This window comes from Citrobacter amalonaticus (genome assembly GCF_018252635.1).
In the GTDB taxonomy this organism is placed as follows: Bacteria; Pseudomonadota; Gammaproteobacteria; order Enterobacterales; family Enterobacteriaceae; genus Citrobacter_A; species Citrobacter_A amalonaticus_E.
In genome coordinates, this window is record NZ_JAGTXM010000008.1 from 16,207 (window position 1) to 39,580 (window position 23,374).

At 53.8% G+C, this 23,374-nt stretch carries 19 protein-coding genes and 4 tRNA genes; 20 read left to right on the plus strand and 3 right to left on the minus strand.

Features of this window, described 5'->3' with window-relative positions; all coding sequences use genetic code 11:
* The first annotated feature begins 242 nt into the window (after positions 1-242).
* Entirely contained in the window at positions 243-2,267 is a 2,025-nt protein-coding gene (gene rep, locus KE671_RS21295; RefSeq protein WP_206164635.1) for a DNA helicase Rep, read from the plus strand.
* Between the two features lie 3 nt (positions 2,268-2,270).
* On the opposite strand, the gene gppA is transcribed toward rep, so the two are convergent.
* Together gppA and rhlB are read right to left on the minus strand one after the other, a co-directional pair.
* Entirely contained in the window at positions 2,271-3,752 is a 1,482-nt protein-coding gene (gene gppA, locus KE671_RS21300; protein ID WP_206164636.1) for a guanosine-5'-triphosphate,3'-diphosphate diphosphatase, read from the minus strand.
* A 136-nt stretch (positions 3,753-3,888) separates the two neighbouring features.
* Positions 3,889-5,157 carry an ATP-dependent RNA helicase RhlB gene (gene rhlB, locus KE671_RS21305; protein ID WP_206164637.1) on the minus strand — a complete coding sequence of 423 codons (1,269 nt, stop codon included), beginning with the start codon at positions 5,155-5,157 and terminating at the stop codon, positions 3,889-3,891.
* Positions 5,158-5,396: 239 nt separating this feature from the next.
* On the opposite strand from rhlB, the gene trxA reads away from it, so the two are divergent.
* The 19 genes from trxA (at position 5,397) to KE671_RS21400 (ending at position 21,601) form a co-directional block, all read left to right on the plus strand.
* Positions 5,397-5,726, plus strand: coding sequence for a thioredoxin TrxA (trxA, locus tag KE671_RS21310; RefSeq protein WP_001280776.1), 330 nt, complete (start codon positions 5,397-5,399; stop codon positions 5,724-5,726).
* Positions 5,727-5,887: 161 nt separating this feature from the next.
* Positions 5,888-5,980 carry a rho operon leader peptide gene (locus KE671_RS21315; protein WP_206164638.1) on the plus strand — a complete coding sequence of 31 codons (93 nt, stop codon included), beginning with the start codon at positions 5,888-5,890 and terminating at the stop codon, positions 5,978-5,980.
* A gap of 87 nt (positions 5,981-6,067) precedes the next feature.
* Positions 6,068-7,327 (plus strand): transcription termination factor Rho, encoded by a 1,260-nt coding sequence (rho, locus tag KE671_RS21320; RefSeq protein WP_002437993.1) that lies wholly within the window; start codon positions 6,068-6,070, stop codon positions 7,325-7,327.
* A 238-nt stretch (positions 7,328-7,565) separates the two neighbouring features.
* Positions 7,566-8,669, plus strand: a complete 1,104-nt coding sequence (gene wecA / locus KE671_RS21325; RefSeq protein ID WP_206164639.1) for a UDP-N-acetylglucosamine--undecaprenyl-phosphate N-acetylglucosaminephosphotransferase — start codon at positions 7,566-7,568, stop codon at positions 8,667-8,669.
* Positions 8,670-8,680: 11 nt separating this feature from the next.
* Positions 8,681-9,727 carry an ECA polysaccharide chain length modulation protein gene (gene wzzE / locus KE671_RS21330; RefSeq protein WP_206164640.1) on the plus strand — a complete coding sequence of 349 codons (1,047 nt, stop codon included), beginning with the start codon at positions 8,681-8,683 and terminating at the stop codon, positions 9,725-9,727.
* Between the two features lie 55 nt (positions 9,728-9,782).
* Positions 9,783-10,913 (plus strand): non-hydrolyzing UDP-N-acetylglucosamine 2-epimerase, encoded by a 1,131-nt coding sequence (gene wecB, locus KE671_RS21335; protein WP_206164641.1) that lies wholly within the window; start codon positions 9,783-9,785, stop codon positions 10,911-10,913.
* Entirely contained in the window at positions 10,910-12,172 is a 1,263-nt protein-coding gene (gene wecC / locus KE671_RS21340; RefSeq protein WP_206164642.1) for a UDP-N-acetyl-D-mannosamine dehydrogenase, read from the plus strand. The genes wecB and wecC overlap by 4 nt, the downstream gene beginning before the upstream one ends.
* The gene (rffG, locus tag KE671_RS21345) at positions 12,172-13,239 is read left to right on the plus strand and encodes a dTDP-glucose 4,6-dehydratase (RefSeq protein ID WP_206164643.1); all 1,068 of its coding nucleotides are present in this window, start codon (positions 12,172-12,174) and stop codon (positions 13,237-13,239) included. Before wecC ends, rffG begins: the two co-directional genes overlap by 1 nt.
* Positions 13,240-13,243: 4 nt before the next feature.
* Positions 13,244-13,921, plus strand: a complete 678-nt coding sequence (gene rffC, locus KE671_RS21350; protein WP_206164644.1) for a dTDP-4-amino-4,6-dideoxy-D-galactose acyltransferase — start codon at positions 13,244-13,246, stop codon at positions 13,919-13,921.
* Positions 13,922-13,925: 4 nt separating this feature from the next.
* A complete protein-coding gene (gene rffA, locus KE671_RS21355; RefSeq protein WP_206164645.1) occupies positions 13,926-15,056 on the plus strand; it encodes a dTDP-4-amino-4,6-dideoxygalactose transaminase in 1,131 nt (376 codons plus the stop codon).
* A gap of 1 nt (position 15,057) precedes the next feature.
* On the plus strand, positions 15,058-16,308 hold the full coding sequence (wzxE, locus tag KE671_RS21360) for a lipid III flippase WzxE (RefSeq protein ID WP_206164646.1): 1,251 nt from the start codon (positions 15,058-15,060) through the stop codon (positions 16,306-16,308).
* Complete coding sequence (locus KE671_RS21365; RefSeq protein ID WP_206164647.1) at positions 16,305-17,384, plus strand: TDP-N-acetylfucosamine:lipid II N-acetylfucosaminyltransferase; 1,080 nt, start codon at positions 16,305-16,307, stop codon at positions 17,382-17,384. Before wzxE ends, KE671_RS21365 begins: the two co-directional genes overlap by 4 nt.
* A complete protein-coding gene (gene wzyE / locus KE671_RS21370; RefSeq protein WP_206164648.1) occupies positions 17,381-18,733 on the plus strand; it encodes an ECA oligosaccharide polymerase in 1,353 nt (450 codons plus the stop codon). The genes KE671_RS21365 and wzyE overlap by 4 nt, the downstream gene beginning before the upstream one ends.
* A 2-nt stretch (positions 18,734-18,735) precedes the next feature.
* Positions 18,736-19,476, plus strand: coding sequence for a lipopolysaccharide N-acetylmannosaminouronosyltransferase (gene wecG, locus KE671_RS21375; protein WP_206164649.1), 741 nt, complete (start codon positions 18,736-18,738; stop codon positions 19,474-19,476).
* A gap of 203 nt (positions 19,477-19,679) precedes the next feature.
* A complete protein-coding gene (gene thrP / locus KE671_RS21380) occupies positions 19,680-21,065 on the plus strand; it encodes a bifunctional threonine/serine APC transporter ThrP (protein ID WP_206164650.1) in 1,386 nt (461 codons plus the stop codon).
* 102 nt (positions 21,066-21,167) lie between these two features.
* Positions 21,168-21,244 (plus strand) — tRNA-Arg (locus KE671_RS21385).
* Between the two features lie 56 nt (positions 21,245-21,300).
* A tRNA-His gene (locus KE671_RS21390) sits at positions 21,301-21,376 on the plus strand.
* Between the two features lie 19 nt (positions 21,377-21,395).
* A tRNA-Leu gene (locus tag KE671_RS21395) sits at positions 21,396-21,482 on the plus strand.
* A 42-nt stretch (positions 21,483-21,524) separates the two neighbouring features.
* Positions 21,525-21,601 (plus strand) — tRNA-Pro (locus KE671_RS21400).
* A 574-nt stretch (positions 21,602-22,175) separates the two neighbouring features.
* Here KE671_RS21400 and hemY read toward each other — a convergent pair.
* Positions 22,176-23,372 carry a protoheme IX biogenesis protein HemY gene (hemY, locus tag KE671_RS21405; protein ID WP_206164688.1) on the minus strand — a complete coding sequence of 399 codons (1,197 nt, stop codon included), beginning with the start codon at positions 23,370-23,372 and terminating at the stop codon, positions 22,176-22,178.
* Positions 23,373-23,374: the final 2 nt, after the last annotated feature.

Here is a 23,374-nt window from a genome sequence, read left to right on the forward strand (position 1 = left end):
CTGACAGGCAGCCTCAGACCGCTGACAAAGAAGGATAAAACGTGGTTTTTCCTTCTTTGTGGTTATCAGCCGAAAATCAATACATTGATTTTCCTGGTTTATAATTAGGTTATCTCTGCTTACCCGGTATCGGGATGAGGTTTGTCATCACTCTCAGGCTGCCTGACAGGCAGCCTGTTACTCCCTTGGCCTCGCTTTCTGCTACAATTCGTCCCCCGTTCGAAGATTGAGCACTTTTCCCTATGCGTTTAAATCCCGGCCAACAACAAGCTGTCGAATTCGTCACCGGACCTTGCCTGGTGCTGGCGGGTGCGGGTTCCGGTAAGACACGCGTTATCACCAATAAGATTGCTCACCTGATCCGTGGCTGCGGCTACCAGGCGCGACATATTGCGGCGGTGACCTTTACCAACAAAGCGGCGCGCGAGATGAAAGAGCGTGTCGGACAGACGCTGGGGCGCAAAGAAGCGCGCGGGTTAATGATCTCCACTTTCCATACGCTGGGGCTGGAGGTGATTAAACGCGAATACGCCGCGCTGGGGATGAAATCGAATTTTTCGCTGTTTGACGATACGGATCAGGTGGCGCTGCTTAAAGATCTGACGGAAGGGCTGATTGAAGACGATAAAGTCGTGCTGCAACAGCTGATCTCAACGATCTCGAACTGGAAGAACGATCTCAAAACACCAGCACAGGCGGCAGCCAGTGCGAAAGGCGAACGCGATCGTATCTTTGCACACTGTTACGGGCTGTACGATGCGCATATGAAAGCCTGTAACGTCCTCGACTTTGACGATCTGATTTTGCTGCCGACGCTACTGTTGCAGCGTAATGAAGAGGTGCGTGAGCGCTGGCAGAACAAGATCCGCTATCTGCTGGTGGATGAATATCAGGACACTAACACCAGCCAGTACGAGCTGGTGAAACTACTGGTAGGAAGCCGGGCGCGATTCACCGTTGTGGGTGACGACGATCAGTCTATCTACTCGTGGCGCGGAGCGCGCCCGCAAAACCTGGTGTTGTTAAGCCAGGATTTTCCGGCGTTACAGGTGATCAAACTGGAGCAGAACTACCGCTCCTCCGGGAGGATCCTGAAGGCGGCGAACATCCTCATTGCTAACAACCCGCACGTCTTTGAAAAACGGCTCTTTTCCGAGCTGGGATACGGCGCGGAGCTCAAAGTCCTGAGTGCGAATAATGAGGAACACGAAGCCGAGCGAGTGACCGGGGAACTTATTGCTCATCACTTTGTGAATAAAACGGAATATAAGGATTACGCCATTCTGTATCGCGGTAACCACCAGGCGCGGGTGTTCGAAAAATTCCTCATGCAGAACCGTATTCCCTACAAAATTTCTGGCGGTACCTCGTTCTTTTCGCGTCCGGAAATTAAAGATTTGCTGGCCTATCTGCGGGTCTTGACCAACCCGGACGATGACAGCGCGTTCCTGCGCATCGTGAATACGCCTAAACGTGAAATCGGCCCCGCCACGCTGCAAAAGCTCGGTGAATGGGCGATGACGCGGAACAAAAGCCTGTTTACCGCCAGTTTTGATCTGGGGCTGAGCCAGACGCTCACCGGGCGCGGCTATGATTCGCTCACCCGTTTTACCCACTGGCTGGGCGATGTTCAAAGGCTGGCTGAACGTGAGCCGATCGCCGCTGTCCGCGATCTTATTCATGGAATTGATTACGAATCGTGGCTTTATGAAACCTCCCCCAGCCCAAAAGCGGCTGAAATGCGCATGAAAAACGTCAACCAGCTGTTTAGCTGGATGACCGAAATGCTGGAAGGGAGCGAACTGGATGAGCCCATGACGCTCACTCAGGTTGTCACGCGTTTCACGCTGCGCGATATGATGGAGCGCGGCGAGAGCGAGGAAGAGCTGGACCAGGTGCAACTGATGACGCTACACGCCTCGAAAGGGCTGGAGTTCCCGTATGTGTTTATGGTGGGAATGGAAGAAGGATTCCTGCCACACCAGAGCAGTATCGATGAAGACAACATCGACGAAGAGCGTCGTCTGGCCTATGTTGGAATCACCCGTGCGCAGAAAGAGCTGATTTTTACGCTGTGTAAAGAGCGGCGTCAGTACGGTGAACTGGTGCGCCCGGAGCCGAGCCGCTTCCTGCTGGAGTTACCGCAGGACGATCTGATCTGGGAGCAGGAGCGTAAAGTGGTGAGCGCCGAAGAGCGAATGCAGAAAGGGCAGAGCCATTTGGCGAATCTGAAAGCCATGATGGCGGCGAAGAGAGAAAAATCGTAAGCCTTATTTCACGTCTAAAGGCCAGTGAACGTAACTTTGCCACTGGCTTTCTTGCTCAATCAATTCTTTACCCAGCGGATGCTGTTCCAGCCAGTCAGGCGGCAGTCTTAAGGCGAGTATTTCATTTGACGCCCGCAGCGTAATGGCAGGCACCAGATCGTCGCGGCGGCGACTGGCAAAGATAATCGCCAGTCTGAGCAAACGACAGAGGTGTTCGGCCACCCGCGGAGGCACGGCATTTTGCTGATGCAACGACGAGAGATCGACCGGGTTGGTCTGATTTAACAACAGCGTGGCGAGCAGTTTTTTCTGTGCAGGGGTGAAACCCGGCAAATCCAGATTACGAACCAGATAGGCAGCATGCTGAGGCGCTTGCTTAAAATCAACGCTCAAGCCTATCTCATGCAACTGGCAGGCGCTGATCAGCAGTTCGCGGCTGATCGGCTCAAGATGCCACTCATTTTCTACCTGATCGAGAAAACTCACCGCGAGATTCGCGACGCGATGCGCCTGTTCGGTATCCACCATAAACCGACGCTGAATGTTACGCAGAGTGCGGCTACGAATATCCTGATCCACCGCGAGATGCAGCATCCCGTAGACCAGTCCTTCACGCAATGCCCCGCCCGCCAGCGTCATACACTGAATATTGAGTTCGGTGAAAATGGCGATCAGAATAGCCAGCCCGCTAGGGAACACCAGCGCGCGTTCCAGAGTTAAGCCTTCAATTTCCAGCTCTTCCAGACGGCCACAGTGAATCGCTCGCTGTTTCAACTGCTGCAGTTTCGCCAGCGTGATACGCTCATCCATCCCCTGCGCCATCATGATTTCCTGCAACGCCTGAACGGTACCAGAGGCACCGACGCAGACTTTCCAGCCGTGATAGCGAAGTTCATCGGCGACCGGGCGCAGCACATCGCGCGCGGCTTTTTCCGCGTCGTCGAAATTTTCTTGCGCCAGATTGCGATCGGTAAAGTAGCGTTCAAGCCAGGTGACACAGCCCATCGACAGGCTGAACAGAGAGGTAGTTTGCGCACCCGTTCCGGTGACCAGTTCAGTGCTGGCGCCGCCGATATCAACGACCAGACGCTGATCCGCGCCGCCCGTAGTGTGTGCCACACCCTGATAAATCAGACGCGCTTCTTCTTCACCGCTGATAACCTGAACCGGACAACCAAGGATGTCTTGCGCTTTAGCGATAAACTCGCTGGCATTCACCGCGATACGTAAGGTTGCTGTGGCGACCACGCGGATTTGCGGCTGCGGAATATCCTGAAGGCGTTCAGCGAACAGACGCAGGCATTGCCAGCCACGCTCCATTGCTTCGGCAGAGAGGACATTGTTGCTGTTCAGACCGGCGGCCAGACGCACTTTACGTTTGATACGCGTGAGCGTCTGGATGCTACCCGCTACCTCGCGTACTACCAGCATATGAAAACTATTGGAACCGAGATCGATAGCGGCGTACAACGAGGTCGAATTCATACACTTCATCCTTCAACCTGTATCGGTGTTGGCTGCGTTTTCTCACCCAAATCACTTACGAAAGTAAGCTCATCGGGATTCGTTTTCTTGCCGCCTTGATACAGGCTGAATGATTTTGTGTATGGCATAACTTTTCTTAACCTGAACGGCGACGATTACGCGGAGCACCACCGGAGCGACGCGGGCCATTGCCAGGACGCGTGCGCGTCAGACGCAGCGGTTTTGGCAGGTTGTTCATCAACGCATCCGGATTATATTTACTGACCGGAATAGAGTGGCCAATGTAGGTTTCAATCGCAGGCAGGTTCAGGGCGTACTCTTCACAGGCCAGGCTGATGGAGTGACCGCTTGCGCCGGCACGACCTGTACGACCGATACGGTGTACATAGTCTTCGCAATCGTCCGGCAGATCGTAGTTGAAGACGTGTGTGACAGCAGGAATGTGCAGGCCGCGCGCAGCAACGTCGGTTGCGACCAGAATATCCAGATCGCCACGGGTGAATTCGTCGAGAATACGCAGACGTTTTTTCTGTGCCACATCCCCAGTCAGTAAACCGACGCGATGACCATCGGCGGCCAGATGGCCCCAGATATCTTCACAGCGGTGTTTGGTGTTCGCGAAAATGATGGCGCGATCTGGCCACTCTTCTTCGATGAGCGTTTGCAGTAAGCGCATTTTCTCTTCGTTAGACGGATAGAAAAGCTCTTCTTTAATACGGTGCCCCGTTTTTTGTTCCGGCTCGACTTCAACATATTCGGCGTTATTCATTTGTTCGAACGCCAGTTCACGCACGCGGTAAGAGAGGGTGGCTGAGAACAACATGTTCAGGCGCTGGGTAGCCGGTGGCATGCGGCGGAACAACCAGCGGATATCTTTAATAAAGCCCAGATCGTACATGCGATCGGCTTCATCGAGGACCACCACCTGGATAGCGCCCAGGTTGATGTGATTCTGTTTTGCGTAATCGATCAGACGACCCGTGGTGCCGATTAGGATATCAACGCCGCTTTCCAGCACTTTCAGCTGTTTGTCGTAACCGTCACCGCCGTAAGCGAGACCCAGCTTCAGGCCGGTTGTCTGTGCCAGCGGCTCGGCATCGGCGTGGATCTGCACGGCTAACTCACGCGTCGGCGCCATAATTAAGGCGCGCGGCTGGTTCACCTTGCGGTCGTCAATCGCGGGATGAGAGAGAAGATAATGAAACGTTGACGTCAGGAACGCCATCGTTTTTCCGGTACCGGTTTGCGCCTGCCCTGCAACATCGCGACCAGCCAGCGTAAGCGGCAGCGCGAGGGCCTGAATGGGCGTGCAGTTATGAAATCCTTTGTTTTCAAGGGCTTCAATAACCTTTGGGTGCAGGGCGAAGTCGGAAAACTTCTGTTCTGTTAAATGTGTTTTGCTCATAGTGTGGTAGAATATCAGCTTACTATTGCTTTACGAAAGCGTATCCGGTGAAATAAAGTCAACCTTTAGTTGGTTAATGCTGTACACAAATCATTCATGATGCGTCGAGGCGGCAAGCGAATGCGTCCACAAGAACGTAAATAGTACGTGACTGGGGCGATGAACGCAGCCAACAAAGAGGCAGCTTAAAGGATGATGTGTATACACCAACACACCAGGCTTATTCCTGTGGAGTTTATATGAGCGATAAAATTATTCACCTGACTGACGACAGTTTTGACACGGATGTACTCAAAGCGGACGGGGCGATCCTCGTTGATTTCTGGGCAGAGTGGTGCGGACCGTGCAAAATGATCGCCCCGATTCTGGATGAAATCGCTGACGAATATCAGGGCAAATTGACGGTTGCTAAACTGAACATTGACCAAAACCCAGGCACTGCGCCGAAGTATGGTATCCGTGGCATCCCGACTCTGCTGCTGTTCAAGAACGGTGAGGTTGCAGCGACCAAAGTGGGCGCACTGTCCAAAGGTCAGCTGAAAGAGTTCCTCGACGCTAACCTGGCGTAAGCCGGGCGTCTCATGTTCGGGTGCCCAGGATCCTAATTGATTCGGATGACTGGACGCCCGACTTGAGTCGTGCTAAGTTAGTGTTGACTTCGTATTAAACATACCTTATTAAGTTTGAATCTTGATAACTCCAATACTTCCCGTTTTTTCTCGCACGTGAAGTGGACAGATTCAGGGCCTTATCATTCAATCCGTCTTGTCGTTTCAGTTCTGCGTACTTTCCTGTGACCAGACAGCGAACAGACATGAGTTGATGGCCGTAAACAGGCATGGATGACCCTGCCATACCATTCACAACATTAAGTTCGAGATTTACCCCAAGTTTAAGAACTCACACCACTATGAATCTTACCGAATTAAAGAATACGCCGGTTTCTGAGCTGATTACTCTCGGCGAAAATATGGGGCTGGAAAACCTGGCTCGTATGCGTAAGCAGGACATTATTTTTGCCATCCTGAAGCAGCACGCAAAGAGTGGCGAAGATATCTTTGGTGACGGTGTGCTGGAGATATTGCAGGATGGATTTGGTTTCCTCCGTTCTGCAGACAGCTCCTACCTCGCCGGCCCTGATGACATCTACGTTTCCCCCAGCCAAATCCGCCGTTTCAACCTCCGCACTGGTGATACCATCTCTGGTAAGATTCGCCCGCCAAAAGAAGGCGAACGCTACTTTGCGCTGCTAAAAGTTAACGAAGTTAACTACGACAAACCGGAAAACGCCCGTAACAAAATTCTCTTCGAAAACTTAACCCCGCTGCACGCAAACTCTCGTCTGCGTATGGAACGTGGTAACGGTTCTACCGAAGACTTAACGGCACGCGTTCTGGATCTGGCTTCGCCAATCGGTCGTGGTCAGCGTGGCCTGATCGTCGCACCGCCGAAAGCCGGTAAAACCATGCTGCTGCAAAACATTGCGCAGAGCATCGCTTACAACCATCCTGACTGTGTGCTGATGGTGCTGCTGATCGACGAACGTCCGGAAGAAGTGACCGAGATGCAGCGTCTGGTGAAAGGTGAAGTGGTTGCTTCTACCTTTGACGAACCGGCATCCCGTCACGTTCAGGTGGCGGAAATGGTGATCGAGAAAGCGAAACGTCTGGTTGAACACAAAAAAGACGTTATCATTCTGCTCGACTCCATCACTCGTCTGGCGCGTGCTTACAACACCGTGGTTCCGGCCTCCGGTAAAGTGCTGACCGGTGGTGTGGATGCTAACGCCCTGCATCGTCCGAAGCGTTTCTTCGGTGCGGCACGTAACGTGGAAGAGGGCGGTAGCCTGACCATCATTGCAACGGCGCTGATCGATACCGGCTCTAAGATGGATGAAGTCATCTACGAAGAGTTTAAAGGCACCGGTAACATGGAATTGCACCTCTCCCGTAAGATTGCTGAAAAACGCGTCTTCCCGGCTATCGACTACAATCGTTCCGGTACCCGTAAAGAAGAGCTGCTCACCACTCAGGAAGAGCTACAGAAAATGTGGATCCTGCGCAAAATTATTCACCCGATGGGCGAAATCGACGCAATGGAATTCCTCATTAATAAACTGGCGATGACCAAGACTAACGACGACTTCTTCGACATGATGAAGCGCTCGTAAATTTGCCTTTAGCCGAAAACGCCACGTTTTTACGTGGCGTTTTGCTTTTATGTCTGTAATCTTAACGACAAATTAACAAATCAGAGGTTATCGTCCTCCGCTGCACGTATGTCAGTCAGTAAGTGCGACGTATGGTTAATAATTATACAAAACAGACGGTTCGGAGAGGAGTTTCCCTTCTGAATACAGGTCTTCGTGGTTATACTTCTGCTAATAATTTTCTCTGAGAGCACGCATTGTGAATTTACTGACCGTCAGTACTGATCTCATCAGTATTTTTTTATTCACGACACTGTTCCTGTTTTTTGCGCGCAAGGTCGCAAAAAAGGTCGGTTTAGTGGATAAACCCAACTTCCGTAAACGCCACCAGGGATTGATACCGTTGGTTGGGGGCATCTCAGTTTATGCGGGGATTTGTTTCACATTTAGCATTGTGAATGTCTATATTCCTCACGCGGCTCTCTATCTGGCATGTGCCGGCGTGCTGGTTTTTATCGGCGCCCTGGACGATCGCTTTGATATTAGCGTAAAAATTCGTGCCACCATTCAGGCTGCTATCGGCGTGATTATGATGGTGGTGGGCAAACTCTATCTCAGCAGCCTGGGTTATATCTTTGGCCCATGGGAGATGGTGCTTGGGCCGTTTGGTTATTTCCTCACGCTCTTCGCCGTGTGGGCCGCGATTAACGCCTTCAACATGGTGGATGGTATCGATGGCTTATTAGGCGGACTCTCAAGCGTTTCATTTGCCGCGATGGGGCTTATTCTGTGGTTTGATGGACAGATAAGTCTGGCTATCTGGTGCTTTGCTATGATCGCCGCCATCCTGCCGTATATCCTGTTGAACCTCGGTGCACTTGGTCGTCGCTATAAAGTGTTTATGGGGGACGCCGGCAGTACGCTGATTGGCTTCACCGTTATCTGGATCCTCCTCGAAACGACTCAGGGCCAAACCCATCCGATAAGCCCGGTTACCGCGCTGTGGATCATCGCCATTCCGCTGATGGACATGGTGGCCATCATGTATCGTCGTCTGCGTAAAGGGATGAGCCCATTCTCGCCAGACCGTCAGCATATTCATCATTTGATCATGCGTGCAGGGTTTACTTCTCGTCAGGCGTTTGTCCTGATTACGCTTGCCGCTGCAATACTGGCCTCAATTGGTGTGCTGGCAGAATATTCTCATTTTGTCCCGGAATGGGTCATGTTGGTGCTCTTTTTGCTAGCATTCTTCCTCTACGGTTACTGCATTAAGCGTGCCTGGAAGGTGGCAAGGTTCATTAAGCGCCTGAAGCGCAGATTACGAAGAAACCGTGATAACAATCCAAAATTAACCAAGTAAATGAGGGTGCGATGACTCAACCATTACCGGGGGCACACGCTGTGAGCGTTGAAAATGAACTGGATATTCGTGGGTTGTTTCGTACCTTGTGGGCCGGAAAGGTGTGGATTGTCGGTATCGCGCTGTTATTCGCGCTAATCGCGCTGGCATATACTTTTTTTGCTCGTCAGGAGTGGAGCGCCACCGCGATCTCCGATCGCCCCACGGTGAATATGCTGGGCGGGTACTATTCTCAACAGCAGTTTTTGCGGAATCTGGATACGAAATCTGACAACGCGTCAGGCGATCAGCCTTCGGTTATGGATGAAGCCTATAAAGAGTTCGTGATGCAGCTGGCCTCCTGGGATACGCGTCGCGACTTCTGGCTGCAAACCGACTATTACAAGCAGAGGATGGTTGGCAATAGCAAAGCCGACGCCGCCATGCTGGATGAGATGATCAATAATATTCAGTTCACTCCCGGTGATTTTGCCCGCGCAATCAACGACAGCGTCAAGCTTATTGCCGAAACTGCGCCTGATGCGAACAATTTGCTGCGACAGTACGTCGCGTTCTCCAGCCAGCGTGCGGCAAGCCATCTTAACGAAGAACTAAAAGGCGCATGGGCCGCGCGGACCGTGCAAATGAAAGCACAGGTCAAACGTCAGGAAGAGGTGGCGAAAGCGATTTTCTCCCGTCGCGTGAGCAGTATTGAGCAGGCGCTTAAAATTGCTGAACAGCATAATATCTCCCGTAGTGCGACCGATGTGCCAGCGGATGAATTACCAGATTCAGAGCTGTTTTTGCTCGGACGTCCGATGCTCCAGGCTCGCCTTGAAAATTTACAGGCGGTCGGCCCTTCTTTCGATCTGGACTACTTCCAGAATCGAGCCATGCTAAATACATTGAATGTGGGCCCAACCCTGGATCCACGTTTTCAGACCTATCGCTATTTGCGTACACCGGAAGAACCGGTAAAACGCGATAGCCCGCGCCGTGCCTTCCTGATGGTGATGTGGGGCATCGTGGGGGGGCTTATCGGCGCAGGCGTTGCGTTAACCCGCCGCCGCGCGATCTAGCACGACTGCCGCAGTGAGGGGCTGGGCCCTCACTGACTATTCGAAGAGAATCGATGTGAAAGTACTGACTGTATTTGGCACGCGTCCGGAAGCCATTAAAATGGCACCTCTGGTTCATGCGCTGGCAAAGGATCCTGATTTCGACGCCAAAGTTTGCGTCACCGCGCAACACCGGGAGATGCTCGATCAGGTATTAACCCTTTTTTCCATTGTTCCTGACTACGATCTCAACATCATGCAGCCAGGTCAGGGGTTAACCGAAATTACCTGTCGGATACTGGAAGGGCTGAAGCCTATCCTCGCTGACTTCAAGCCGGATGTGGTGCTGGTACACGGAGATACCACCACCACGATTGCGACCAGTCTGGCCGCGTTTTACCAACGCATACCGGTAGGTCATGTCGAAGCCGGGTTACGCACTGGCGATCTCTATTCCCCGTGGCCGGAAGAGGCAAACCGTACGCTGACCGGGCATCTGGCGATGTATCACTTTGCGCCAACGGAAAACTCGCGGCAAAACCTGTTGCGCGAGAATATCGCCGACAGCCGCATCTTTGTGACTGGCAATACGGTGATCGACGCGCTGATCTGGGTACGTGATCGCGTTCTGGCAAGCGATACGTTGCGTTCAGAACTGGCCGAGCAGTATCCATTCCTCTGCTCGAATAAAAAGCTAATCCTGGTGACCGGTCATCGTCGCGAAAGTTTTGGTCGCGGATTTGAGCAGATTTGCCACGCACTGGCGGAGATTGCGGCCGCCAATCAGGATGTGCAGATTGTCTATCCGGTACACCTGAATCCGAACGTCAGCGAACCAGTAAACCGTATTCTCGGCCATGTTAACAACGTCATGCTGATTGAACCGCAGGACTATCTGCCCTTTGTCTGGCTGATGAACCACGCATGGCTGATTCTGACGGACTCCGGTGGGATTCAGGAAGAGGCGCCGTCACTGGGTAAACCCGTGCTGGTAATGCGTGAAACAACCGAACGACCTGAGGCCATCACTGCAGGAACCGTGCGCCTGGTTGGGACAGATCCACTGCGCATTGTCGAAGAAGTCACGCGTTTGCTGCATGACGAAAACGAATATCAGGCCATGAGCCGCGCCCATAATCCTTACGGCGACGGGCAGGCTTGTGGCCGCATTTTAGACGCGTTAAAAAACAATCGGGTATCGCTATGAGTTTTTCTACCATTTCCGTTATTGGGCTGGGTTATATCGGGTTGCCGACAGCGGCTGCCTTTGCTTCGCGCCAAAAGCAGGTGATAGGGGTGGACGTTAACCCGCATGCGGTGGAGACCATCAACCGCGGTGAGATCCATATTGTCGAACCGGATCTGGATAAAGTGGTGAAAACGGCGGTGGAAGGCGGTTTTCTGCGCGCCTCCACCACGCCGGTTGCGGCGGATGCGTACCTGATTGCGGTTCCAACACCGTTTAAAGGTGAGCATGAACCTGACATGGCCTTTGTCGAGGCGGCGGCGAAATCCGTTGCGCCGGTGCTTAAAAAGGGCGCTCTGGTGATCCTCGAGTCAACCTCTCCGGTTGGCGCAACCGAACAGATGGCGGCGTGGTTGGCTGAAATGCGTTCGGATCTCACTTTCCCGCAGCAGGCGGGTGAGCAGGCAGATGTGAATATCGCCTATTGCCCTGAGCGCGTGCTGCCGGGTCAGGTAATGGTTGAACTGATCAAGAATGACCGCGTTATTGGCGGCATGACGCCCGTGTGTTCGGCGCGTGCCAGCGAGCTGTACAAGATATTTCTTGAGGGCGAGTGCGTGGTCACCAATTCCCGAACCGCCGAAATGTGCAAGCTGACAGAAAACAGCTTCCGCGACGTCAATATCGCTTTTGCTAACGAACTGTCGCTGATTTGCGCTGAGCAGGGGATTAACGTCTGGGAACTGATTCGCCTGGCAAATCGTCATCCACGCGTCAATATTCTCCAGCCAGGACCGGGCGTCGGCGGGCACTGTATTGCTGTCGACCCGTGGTTTATTGTGGCGCAGAATCCACAGCAGTCGCGCCTGATTCGTACCGCGCGTGAAGTAAACGACGGTAAGCCACACTGGGTTGTTGATCAGGTGAAAGCCGCCGTTGCAGACTGTCTGGCGGCGACGGACAAGCGCGCCAGTGAAGTGAAAATCGCCTGCTTTGGTCTTGCATTCAAACCCAATATCGACGATCTGCGTGAAAGCCCGGCAATGGGGATCGCAAAAAGTATCGCCCAGTGGCACAGCGGTGAAACGCTGGTGGTTGAACCGAACATCCACCAGTTGCCGAAAAAGCTGGATGGTCTTTGCACACTTGCAGAACTGAACGACGCGCTGGCGACTGCCGACGTGCTGGTAATGCTGGTCGATCATCGCCAGTTTAAAGCTATTCAGGGTGATGCGGTGCTGCAGCAGTACGTCGTGGATACCAAAGGAGTGTGGCGTTAATGAAACGGATTCTGGTGACTGGGGGCGCAGGCTTCATTGGCTCAGCAGTGGTAAGGCATATCATTAATGAGACGACAGATGCTGTAGTGGTGGTGGATAAACTCACCTACGCCGGCAATCTGATGTCGCTGGCACCGGTTGCGCAGAGCGAGCGCTTTGCTTTCGAGAAAGTGGATATTTGCGATCGCTCCTCGCTGGATAGGGTTTTTCAACAGTATCAGCCAGACTGTGTGATGCACCTGGCCGCCGAAAGCCATGTCGATCGCTCTATCGATGGTCCGGCAGCATTTATTGAAACCAACATCGTTGGCACCTACACGTTGCTGGAAGCGGCGCGAGCGTACTGGAGTGAACTGGCTGATGAGAAAAAATCGGCGTTTCGCTTCCATCATATTTCCACGGACGAGGTATATGGCGATCTGCATTCGGCGGATGATTTCTTTACCGAGACGACGCCGTACGCCCCCAGCAGCCCCTATTCCGCGTCAAAAGCCAGCAGCGATCACCTGGTGCGCGCCTGGCTGCGTACCTACGGTTTCCCGACGCTTATTACCAACTGCTCCAACAACTATGGCCCATATCACTTCCCGGAAAAACTGATCCCGCTGATGATTCTCAATGCATTGGCGGGCAAACCGCTGCCGGTGTATGGCAATGGGCAGCAGATTCGCGACTGGTTGTATGTTGACGATCACGCCAGAGCGCTGTATTGCGTAGCGACCACCGGTGAAGTCGGTGAAACGTATAATATCGGGGGTCATAACGAGCGTAAGAATCTGGACGTGGTTGAGGCGATTTGCGACCTGCTGGAAGAGCTGGCACCAGAAAAACCACAGGGCATCGCGCAGTATCGCGATCTGATTACCTTTGTGGATGACCGTCCAGGGCATGACTTACGTTACGCCATTGATGCGTCAAAAATCGCCCGTGAGCTTGGCTGGATGCCGCAGGAAACCTTTGAAACGGGCATGCGTAAAACTGTGCAGTGGTATCTGGCAAACGAAGCCTGGTGGAAGCCCGTGCAGGATGGCAGCTACCAGGGACAACGTTTAGGTCTGAAGGGCTAATGACGTGCACGTCCACGCCAGTATTGAGCCGCTGGGCTGGGAAAACCGCTTCTTTGGGGTGAACAGTGCGATTGTCCGGCTGGACCTGGCGGCACCGTTATTAACCGCTGAAGTTTTACAGCCCTGGTCACGGGTGCAGGCTAAAATTCCGGCGGCCAATACTGCCGCGCTGGATGCTTTGCAACACCTGGGATTTGCGCTGGTGGAAGGGGAAGTCGACCTTGTTCTCCCTGTCGGGAAATACGACGGCCAAACTGGCGCGGAAATTGCACAATTAGCCGATATCGCCGCATTACGTCAGCATGCAGCGGTGGCCTTTGCGCAAAGTCGTTTTCGGGCGCCGTGGTATGCGTCTGACGCTAGCGCCCGCTTTTATGCGCAGTGGATTGAAAACGCGGTACGCGGCACGTTTGATCATCAGTGTCTGGTTCTTCGCACCTCAAATGGGGACATTCGCGGCTATGTCTCGCTGCGTGAACTTAATGGCAGCGATGCGCGTATTGGTTTGCTCGCCGGGCGCGGAGCCGGAGCAGAGTTGATGCAGGCCGCGCTGGGCTGGGCGCAGGCGCGCGGTAAAACAACATTGCGGGTGGCGACCCAGATGGGCAACACCGCCGCGCTTAAACGTTATATTCAAAGCGGTGCGAATGTGGAAAGCACTGCGTACTGGTTATACAGGTGACAACATGATTCCGTTTAACGCACCGCCGGTGGTGGGAACCGAACTTGATTATATGCAGTCCGCGATGGGTAGCGGCAAACTGTGCGGCGATGGCGGTTTTACCCGTCGTTGTCAGCAGTGGCTGGAGCAGCGTTTTGGCAGTGCGAAGGTGCTACTGACGCCTTCCTGTACCGCCTCGCTGGAGATGGCGGCGTTGCTGCTGGATATCCAGCCGGGTGATGAAGTGATCATGCCGAGTTACACCTTCGTGTCGACCGCGAATGCCTTCGTACTGCGTGGCGCTAAAATCATCTTTGTTGATATCCGTCCGGATACCATGAACATCGACGAAACGCGTATTGAAGCGGCGATCACCGACAAAACGCGGGCGATTGTGCCTGTACATTACGCGGGTGTGGCCTGTGAGATGGACACCATCATGGCGCTGGCAGAGAAGTACAACCTGTTTGTGGTGGAAGATGCCGCTCAGGGCGTAATGTCGACTTACAAAGGGCGTGCGTTGGGAACGATAGGCCACATCGGCTGTTTCAGCTTCCACGAAACCAAAAACTACACTGCGGGTGGCGAAGGCGGCGCAACGCTGATTAACGATCGCAGCCTTATTGAGCGTGCGGAAATCATTCGCGAAAAAGGCACTAACCGCAGCCAGTTCTTCCGCGGCCAGGTTGACAAATATACCTGGCGCGATATTGGTTCCAGCTATTTGATGTCCGATCTACAGGCTGCCTATCTCTGGGCACAACTGGAAGCGGCGGACCGTATTAATCAGCAGCGTCTGGCGCTGTGGCAGACCTACTACGATGCTCTCGCACCGCTGGCGCGTGCGGGTAGAATTGAATTGCCATCCATTCCGGATGATTGCAAACAGAACGCGCATATGTTCTATATCAAGCTGCGCGACATTGACGATCGTAGCGCGCTGATTAGCTTCCTGAAAGAAGCCGAGATTATGGCGGTGTTCCACTACATTCCGCTGCATGACTGCCCGGCTGGCGATAAGTTTGGCGAGTTCCATGGCGAAGATCGCTACACCACCAAAGAGAGCGAACGTCTGCTGCGCCTGCCGCTGTTCTACAACCTGTCGGCAGTGAATCAGCGCACGGTGATTACGACATTGTTGAACTATTTCGCCTGATATGTCGCTTGCGAAAGCGTCCTTGTGGACGGCAGCCAGTACGCTGGTCAAAATTGGCGCGGGGTTACTGGTCGTTAAGCTGCTGGCGGTGTCATTCGGCCCGGCAGGCGTCGGACAGGCGGGAAATTTCCGTCAGATGGTTACCGTGCTTGGTGTCCTGGCGGGGGCCGGGATTTTCAACGGCGTCACCAAATACGTTGCGCAGTCTCACGATACTCCCGACCAACTGCGGCGGGTGGTCGGGACGTCCTCGGCCATGGTGCTGGGATTTTCGACGCTGCTGGCGCTGGTGTTTCTGCTCGCGGCGGCACCGATTAGCCAGGGACTGTTCGGCCATTCTCAGTATCAGGGGTTAGTGCGTTTAGTGGCGCTGGTACAAATGGGGATTGCCTGGGCCAACCTGCTGCTGGCGTTAATGAAAGGTTTTCGCGATGCGGCCGGGAATGCGCTGTCACTGATTGTTGGTAGTCTGGTGGGCGTTGTCGCCTATTATGGCTGTTATCGGTTGGGTGGCTATGAAGGCGCGCTCCTCGGCCTGGCGCTGGTGCCCGCGCTGGTGGTGATCCCGGCGGCCGTCATGCTGATGAAACGCGGGACGATCCCGCTGCATTATCTGCGGCCATCCTGGGACAAGGGGCTGGCGGGTCAGCTCAGCAAGTTTACCCTGATGGCGCTGATCACCTCTGTTACATTGCCCGTGGCGTATGTGATGATGCGAAACCTGCTGGCGGCCCATTACAGTTGGGACGACGTCGGGATCTGGCAGGGGGTGAGCAGTATCTCGGATGCTTACCTACAATTTATTACCGCCTCGTTTAGCGTTTATCTGTTGCCGACGCTGTCGCGCCTTACTGAAAAGCGGGACATCACGCGGGAAGTGGTGAAGTCGCTGAAGTTTGTTTTGCCTGCGGTGGCCGCGGCGAGCTTCACCGTCTGGCTGCTGCGTGATTTTGCTATCTGGCTGCTGTTCTCTGAGAAATTTACCGCCATGCGCGATCTGTTTGCCTGGCAGTTGGTCGGCGATGTGCTAAAAGTCGGGGCGTATGTTTTCGGTTATCTGGTGATCGCCAAAGCGTCACTGCGGTTTTATATTTTGGCTGAAATCAGCCAGTTCATTCTATTGACGGCATTTGCGCACTGGCTGATCCCGGCACATGGTGCGCTGGGTGCGGCACAAGCCTATATGGCCACGTATGTCGTCTATTTCTCTCTGTGTTGTTGCGTATTTTTACTCTGGCGTAGGCGGGTATGACTGTACTGATTCACGTACTGGGATCGGATATCCCTCACCATAATCAAACCGTACTGCGGTTTTTCAACGATACGCTGGCATCGACCAGCGAGCATGCCCGTATCTTTATGGTCGCCGGTCAGGATGCCGGACTGACGGAAAGTTGCCCGGCGCTTTCCATACGTTTCTTCAGTGGTAAAAAAACGCTGGCGGAAGCGGTGATTGCGCAAGCGAAAGCAGACAGAAAACAGCGCTTCTTCTTCCATGGTCAGTTTAATACCACGCTATGGCTGGCGTTACTGAGTGGCGGCATCAAACCCAGCCAGTTTTACTGGCACATCTGGGGTGCCGATCTGTATGAAGTTTCCAGTGGGCTGAAATTCAAACTGTTTTATCCGCTTCGCCGTCTGGCGCAACGTCGTGTTGGGGGCGTTTTTGCTACTCGTGGCGATCTGAACTATTTCGCCCAACAGCATCCGCGCGTGCCAGGAGAACTGCTCTATTTCCCGACGCGAATGGATCCTTCGCTCAATAATATGGCGCACGATCGCCAACGTAGCGGGAAAATGACCATTCTGGTAGGTAACTCAGGCGATCGCAGTAACGAACATATAGCCGCGCTGCGGGCGGTACGTCAGCAGTTTGGCGATACGGTAAATGTGATTGTCCCGATGGGCTATCCGGCGAATAACGAGGCATACATTGCGGAGGTTCGCCAGGCGGGACTGAGCCTGTTCAGCGCAGATAATCTGCGGATCCTCAACGATAAACTGTCGTTCGATGACTATCTGGCGCTGCTTCGCGAGTGCGATCTCGGGTACTTTATTTTTGCCCGTCAGCAGGGGATTGGCACCTTATGCTTGCTGATTCAGGCAGGCGTGCCGTGCGTGCTGAACCGCGAGAATCCGTTCTGGCAGGACATGGTGGAACAACATCTTCCGGTACTGTTTACGAGCGATGCGCTGAACGAGCAGGTGGTGCGCGAGGCGCAGCGCCAGTTGGCGTTAGTGGATAAAAATACCATTGCCTTCTTTAGTCCGAACTACCTGCAGCCCTGGCATCACGCATTGCAGATCGCCGCAGGGGAGGCGCTATGAGCCTGATGCAGTTCAGCGGCCTGTTTATCGTCTGGCTCCTCTCCACGTTGTTTATCGCCACGCTGACCTGGTTTGAATTCCGCCGCGTGCGCTTCAACTTTAACGTGTTTTTCTCGCTGCTGTTTTTGCTGACCTTCTTTTTTGGCTTTCCGCTAACCAGCGTGCTGGCGTTCCGCTTTGACGTCGCCGTTGCACCGCCGGAAATTCTGCTACAGGCACTGCTTTCCGCCGCCTGTTTCTACGCGATCTACTATGTGACCTATAAGACCCGCTTACGCAAACGGGTTACGGACGTGCCGCATAAACCGCTGTTCACGATGAATCGGGTGGAAACGCATCTCACCTGGGTGATTCTGATGGGGATTGCGCTGATAAGCGTAGGCATCTTCTTCATGCATAATGGCTTTTTGTTGTTCCGCCTGCAGTCGTATAGCCAGATTTTCTCCAGCGAAGTTTCTGGCGTGGCGTTAAAGCGCTTCTTTTACTTTTTCATCCCGGCAATGCTGGTGGTCTATTTCCTGCGCGAGGACAGCAAAGCGTGGCTGTTCTTCCTGGTCAGCACGGTCGCATTTGGCCTGTTGACCTATATGATCGTTGGCGGTACACGCGCCAATATTATCATCGCCTTCGCCATCTTCCTGTTTATCGGCATTATTCGCGGCTGGATCTCGCTGTGGATGCTGGTGGCGGCAGGCGTGCTGGGGATTGTCGGTATGTTCTGGCTGGCGCTGAAGCGTTACGGACTGAACGTTAGCGGCGACGAAGCGTTCTACACGTTTCTTTACCTCACCCGCGACACGTTCTCTCCGTGGGAGAACCTGGCGCTGTTGCTGCAAAATTACGACAAGATCGACTTCCAGGGGCTGGCGCCGATTGCCCGTGATTTCTACGTCTTTATTCCTTCCTGGCTGTGGCCGGGGCGGCCAAGCGTAGTGTTGAATACGGCGAACTATTTCACGTGGGAAGTGTTGAACAACCATTCCGGTCTGGCGATTTCGCCGACGCTGATTGGTTCGCTGGTGGTGATGGGCGGCGCGCTGTTTATCCCGCCAGGCGCGGTCGTGGTAGGGATGATCATCAAATGGTTCGACTGGCTGTACGAGCTGGGCAATCGTGAGACCAACCGCTACAAGGCCGCGATTTTGCATAGTTTCTGCTTTGGCGCGATTTTTAATATGATCGTGCTGGCGCGAGAGGGGCTGGACTCGTTTGTCTCGCGTGTTGTTTTTTTCCTGGTGGTTTTTGGTGCCTGTTTGCTGATGGCAAAACTTTTGTTCTGGCTGTTTGATCAGGCCGGACTGATCCATAAACGTTTGCGAGCCCTGCCAGACAAACAGGTTGAAGGATAGCAATGACAGATAATACAACAGCACCGATTTACGATCTTCGCGGACTCCAACTGATTGGTTGGCGTGATATGCGTCATGCGCTGGATTATCTCTACGCCGGCGGCCAGCTTAAGCAAGGTACGCTGGTGGCGATTAATGCAGAAAAGGTCCTGACGGCGGAAGATAACCCGGAAGTCCGTACCCTGATTGAGGCGGCTGAGTATAAATATGCCGACGGGATCAGCGTCGTGCGCTCGGTACGCAAAAAATACCCAGACGCCCAGGTGTCTCGTGTCGCGGGGGCCGATCTCTGGGAAGCATTGATGGCCCGTGCGGGCGAGGAAGGCACGCCGGTATTCCTGGTTGGCGGAAAGCCGGAAGTGCTGGCGCAAACACAAGCGAAACTGCGCGCCCAGTGGAATGTAAACATTGTCGGTAGCCAGGACGGTTATTTTACGCCGGATCAGCGCTCAGCGCTGTTCGAACAGATCCATGCCAGTGGGGCGAAAATCGTCACCGTGGCGATGGGATCGCCGAAACAGGAAATTTTTATGCGCGATTGCCGCGAGGTGCATCCGCATGCGCTCTATATGGGCGTCGGCGGCACCTATGACGTTTTCACCGGTCATGTCAAACGCGCGCCGAAAATGTGGCAGAACCTGGGGCTGGAGTGGTTGTATCGCCTGCTGTCGCAGCCGAGCCGCATTACCCGCCAGCTTCGTTTACTGCGTTACCTGCGCTGGCACTACAGCGGAAAAATCTGAAACCCCTTCCTTATGCAGGTAGCGCATTCTGCTCCATGCGCTACCTCATTGCCGCATTTTTGCTCCGTTATTACATAAAAACTGCATTTTTTTAATGCTTCGTTTGCCATTTTTCCAAATTTGCGAAAACATGCGCCCCCAATGATGTACCCATAACAATAACCGGCAATGCCGGAAAGCATGTAAACACGACAAGAGGATTTATGGCAGAGAATAAACCTGAGCTACAGCGTGGGCTGGAGGCTCGTCATATCGAATTGATTGCCCTCGGGGGCACCATTGGCGTCGGCCTGTTTATGGGGGCGGCAAGTACTCTTAAATGGGCTGGGCCATCGGTGCTGCTGGCGTATATTGTCGCTGGCCTGTTCGTCTTTTTTATTATGCGCTCAATGGGCGAGATGCTGTTCCTGGAGCCGGTTGCTGGTTCTTTCGCCGTGTACGCCCACCGCTACATGAGCCCGTTCTTCGGTTATCTCACCGCGTGGTCATACTGGTTTATGTGGATGGCGGTTGGGATTTCGGAGATCACCGCGATCGGCGTCTATGTTCAATTCTGGTTCCCGGAGATGGCGCAATGGATACCGGCGCTTATTGCCGTCGGACTGGTGGCGCTGGCAAACCTGGCAGCCGTTCGTCTGTATGGCGAAATCGAGTTCTGGTTTGCGATGATCAAAGTCACCACCATCATCGTGATGATAGTGGTGGGTCTGGGCGTGATTTTCTTCGGCCTCGGCAACGGTGGTCAGCCGATTGGCTTTGGTAACCTGACGGAGCACGGTGGTTTCTTTGCCGGCGGCTGGAAAGGCTTCCTTACCGCGTTATGTATTGTGGTCGCTTCTTATCAGGGCGTGGAACTGATCGGGATTACGGCGGGTGAAGCCAAAAACCCGCAGGTTACGCTGCGTAGCGCGGTGGGGAAAGTGCTGTGGCGTATTCTGATCTTCTATGTGGGCGCGATTTTTGTGATCGTCACTATCTTTCCGTGGAACGAAATTGGCAGCAATGGCAGTCCGTTCGTCCTGACCTTTGCCAAAATTGGGATCACCACTGCGGCGGCGATTATCAACTTTGTTGTGCTGACCGCCGCGCTGTCTGGTTGTAACAGCGGCATGTACAGCTGTGGGCGTATGCTCTACGCATTGGCGAAGAACCGTCAGCTGCCGGCGGCGATGGCGAAAGTCTCCCGTCACGGCGTTCCGGTGGCGGGCGTAGCGTTGTCCATTTTGATCCTGCTGGTCGGTTCGTGCCTGAATTACATCATTCCTAATCCGCAGCGCGTCTTCGTCTATGTTTATAGTGCGAGCGTGCTGCCGGGGATGGTGCCGTGGTTTGTGATCCTGATTAGCCAGCTGCGTTTTCGTCGGGCGCATAAAGCGGCGATGACCAGCCATCCGTTCCGTTCGATTCTGTTCCCGTGGGCAAACTATTTGACGATGGCTTTCCTGGTTTGCGTACTGATCGGCATGTACTTTAATGAAGATACCCGTATGTCGCTGTTTGTCGGCATCATCTTCCTGCTCGCCGTGACGGCTGTTTACAAGGTTTTTGGCCTCAACCGTCAGGGTATCGCCCAGAAATCGGGGGAATAAGCGACAAAACGCGCAAAGCGTAACCAAACGCGCATTTTATTTAAAAAGGCACTAGACAGCGGGGTGTGAAGTCCGTATTATCCACCCCCGCAACGGCGCTAAGCGCCCGTAGCTCAGCTGGATAGAGCGCTGCCCTCCGGAGGCAGAGGTCTCAGGTTCGAATCCTGTCGGGCGCACCATTCACCCGGTGCTGGAGCTGCGGTGGTTTCGATACCGCGTAAATAGATTTGTAGTGGTGGCTATAGCTCAGTTGGTAGAGCCCTGGATTGTGATTCCAGTTGTCGTGGGTTCGAATCCCATTAGCCACCCCATTATTAAAAGTTGTGAAATGCGAAGGTGGCGGAATTGGTAGACGCGCTAGCTTCAGGTGTTAGTGTCCTTACGGACGTGGGGGTTCAAGTCCCCCCCCTCGCACCACGACTTAAAGAATTGAACTAAAAATTCAAAAAAGCAGTACATCGGCGAGTAGCGCAGCTTGGTAGCGCAACTGGTTTGGGACCAGTGGGTCGGAGGTTCGAATCCTCTCTCGCCGACCAATTTTGAACCCCGCTTCGGCGGGGTTTTTCTTTTTCCATGCCCCTCTCTTTCTTCTTCTTTTTCCCTGTTGCTTCCCGGAGACAGCGCTGATTGCCATTGTCGCTATTTGGTGACGATTAACGCTATGATATTTCAGCGCTTTCTTGTATCTGGTGAGATCTGTCTCTGCTGAGCGACAATAGGTTTTACTTCCGCCAGGCAGATAATGGGAAAATCATCGACAACCCGCGCCAGCACTGGGAGCGTGAAATATCTTAATCCTTATTTTTAGCGGTGCAATCCTGGCATGTAATGTGCAATAATAGACGGGTAGATGCTCATTCCATCTCTTATGCTCGCCATAGTGCCTCATAAACTCAGGAATGATGCAGAGCCGTTTACGGTGCTTATCGTCCACTGACAGATGTCGCTTCGGCCTCATCAAACACCATGGACATAACGTTGAGTGAAGCACCCATTTATGTTGTCATACAGACCTGTTTAACGCCTGCTTTTCACGAAGCAGGCGTTTTTTTATTTCTGGAGCGGGAAATTTGCAGGCCCGGTAAGCGCAGCGTCACCGGGCGTTGAGGGTTATTGCGCAGGCGTGTTCTTTAACGTCAGCATCAGTCCGTCACGGCGCATGGTGGCCGCTTCTTCCGGTTGATGCAGGCGGTCGAGCGCGTCGGCAAGCCAGGCGTAATCGTACGCGTCCGGGCGCTGTTTCAGCGCCGCACGGAAGGCCACGGTCGCTTCCTGCCATTCACCGTGCTTCATCAACGACTGACCCAGCGTGCTCCACAACAGCGGACGATCGCCGACAGTTTTAATCTGCTGGCGCAGCACTTTTTCCAGCTGTTCCGGGTTATTGGTTTTCAGACGCGGGACAGGCAGCACCAGGCGATCGTCATACTGACGCTTTAGACCGTCGATGATGATCTGCTGCGCCATATCGTGATCGTCGCATTCAATCAGATGCTCCGCCATCGCCACCTGCAGGGCGACCTGATGGCGGGTTTTACGGCTCTGGTTTTTCCACCATTCGCGCAAACCATCGCTGCCCTGATCGGCACGCGCCTGATCCATCAGACCAATCCACGCCTGCTGTTCCAGCATCGCGCGATGCTCTTCATCGCCGACATTCGCTTTTGCCATTGACGGGATGATATCCAGCAGTGAGCTCCAGGCACCGGTGCGAATGTAGGCCTGTTCCGCCAGGCGCAATACTTCCGGATGACGCGGAGTCACCTCCAACAGCTTGTCGACGCCGTGGCGTGCGGCATGGTTCTCGTTGCGCGCAAGTTGCAGACGGACACGCGCAATCTCAACCGGGATCGTGTCGTTGCCCGCGAGTTCTGCCGCACGTTCCAGATGCTGGTTCGCACGCGCTTCATCACCGCGCTGTTGCGCCGCTTCAGCGGCGAGCAGGTAGTTCACCACCGGCTGTTCAGCATGATCGGCATTTTTCGCCATCAGCTTCTCAACCTGCTGATAGTCACCTTCCGCCAGTTTCAACAGCGCCTGTTCGGTTTGCTTGCGAGCGCGACGACGTTTGCGACCCACAAACCAACCGCGCGTATGTGCGCCGGTACGGAAGAGGCGGCGCAGCAACCATTCGACGGCAAACAGTGCGACCATCGCGAGGATCAGGATGATGACCAGCCCGGTCACGCTGGTTTCAATATTGTATGTGTCGGTCTGGATCAGGACATAACCCTGATGACCGGCAATCATCGGGCCGATCACGATACCCGCGATCAGCAGCACAAAGAGCAACAATACTTTTAGCATCA

What these genes read in the sequence shown, in the direction of transcription:
- rep (WP_206164635.1), top strand. Translation starts at nt 243, where the DNA reads ATGCGTTTAAATCCCGGCCAACAACAAGCTGTCGAATTCGTCACCGGA.
- gppA (WP_206164636.1), bottom strand. Translation starts at nt 3,752, where the DNA reads ATGAATTCGACCTCGTTGTACGCCGCTATCGATCTCGGTTCCAATAGT.
- rhlB (WP_206164637.1), bottom strand. Translation starts at nt 5,157, where the DNA reads ATGAGCAAAACACATTTAACAGAACAGAAGTTTTCCGACTTCGCCCTG.
- trxA (WP_001280776.1), top strand. Translation starts at nt 5,397, where the DNA reads ATGAGCGATAAAATTATTCACCTGACTGACGACAGTTTTGACACGGAT.
- rho (WP_002437993.1), top strand. Translation starts at nt 6,068, where the DNA reads ATGAATCTTACCGAATTAAAGAATACGCCGGTTTCTGAGCTGATTACT.
- wzzE (WP_206164640.1), top strand. Translation starts at nt 8,681, where the DNA reads ATGACTCAACCATTACCGGGGGCACACGCTGTGAGCGTTGAAAATGAA.
- wecC (WP_206164642.1), top strand. Translation starts at nt 10,910, where the DNA reads ATGAGTTTTTCTACCATTTCCGTTATTGGGCTGGGTTATATCGGGTTG.
- rffG (WP_206164643.1), top strand. Translation starts at nt 12,172, where the DNA reads ATGAAACGGATTCTGGTGACTGGGGGCGCAGGCTTCATTGGCTCAGCA.
- rffA (WP_206164645.1), top strand. Translation starts at nt 13,926, where the DNA reads ATGATTCCGTTTAACGCACCGCCGGTGGTGGGAACCGAACTTGATTAT.
- wzxE (WP_206164646.1), top strand. Translation starts at nt 15,058, where the DNA reads ATGTCGCTTGCGAAAGCGTCCTTGTGGACGGCAGCCAGTACGCTGGTC.
- KE671_RS21365 (WP_206164647.1), top strand. Translation starts at nt 16,305, where the DNA reads ATGACTGTACTGATTCACGTACTGGGATCGGATATCCCTCACCATAAT.
- wzyE (WP_206164648.1), top strand. Translation starts at nt 17,381, where the DNA reads ATGAGCCTGATGCAGTTCAGCGGCCTGTTTATCGTCTGGCTCCTCTCC.
- wecG (WP_206164649.1), top strand. Translation starts at nt 18,736, where the DNA reads ATGACAGATAATACAACAGCACCGATTTACGATCTTCGCGGACTCCAA.
- thrP (WP_206164650.1), top strand. Translation starts at nt 19,680, where the DNA reads ATGGCAGAGAATAAACCTGAGCTACAGCGTGGGCTGGAGGCTCGTCAT.
- hemY (WP_206164688.1), bottom strand. Translation starts at nt 23,372, where the DNA reads ATGCTAAAAGTATTGTTGCTCTTTGTGCTGCTGATCGCGGGTATCGTG.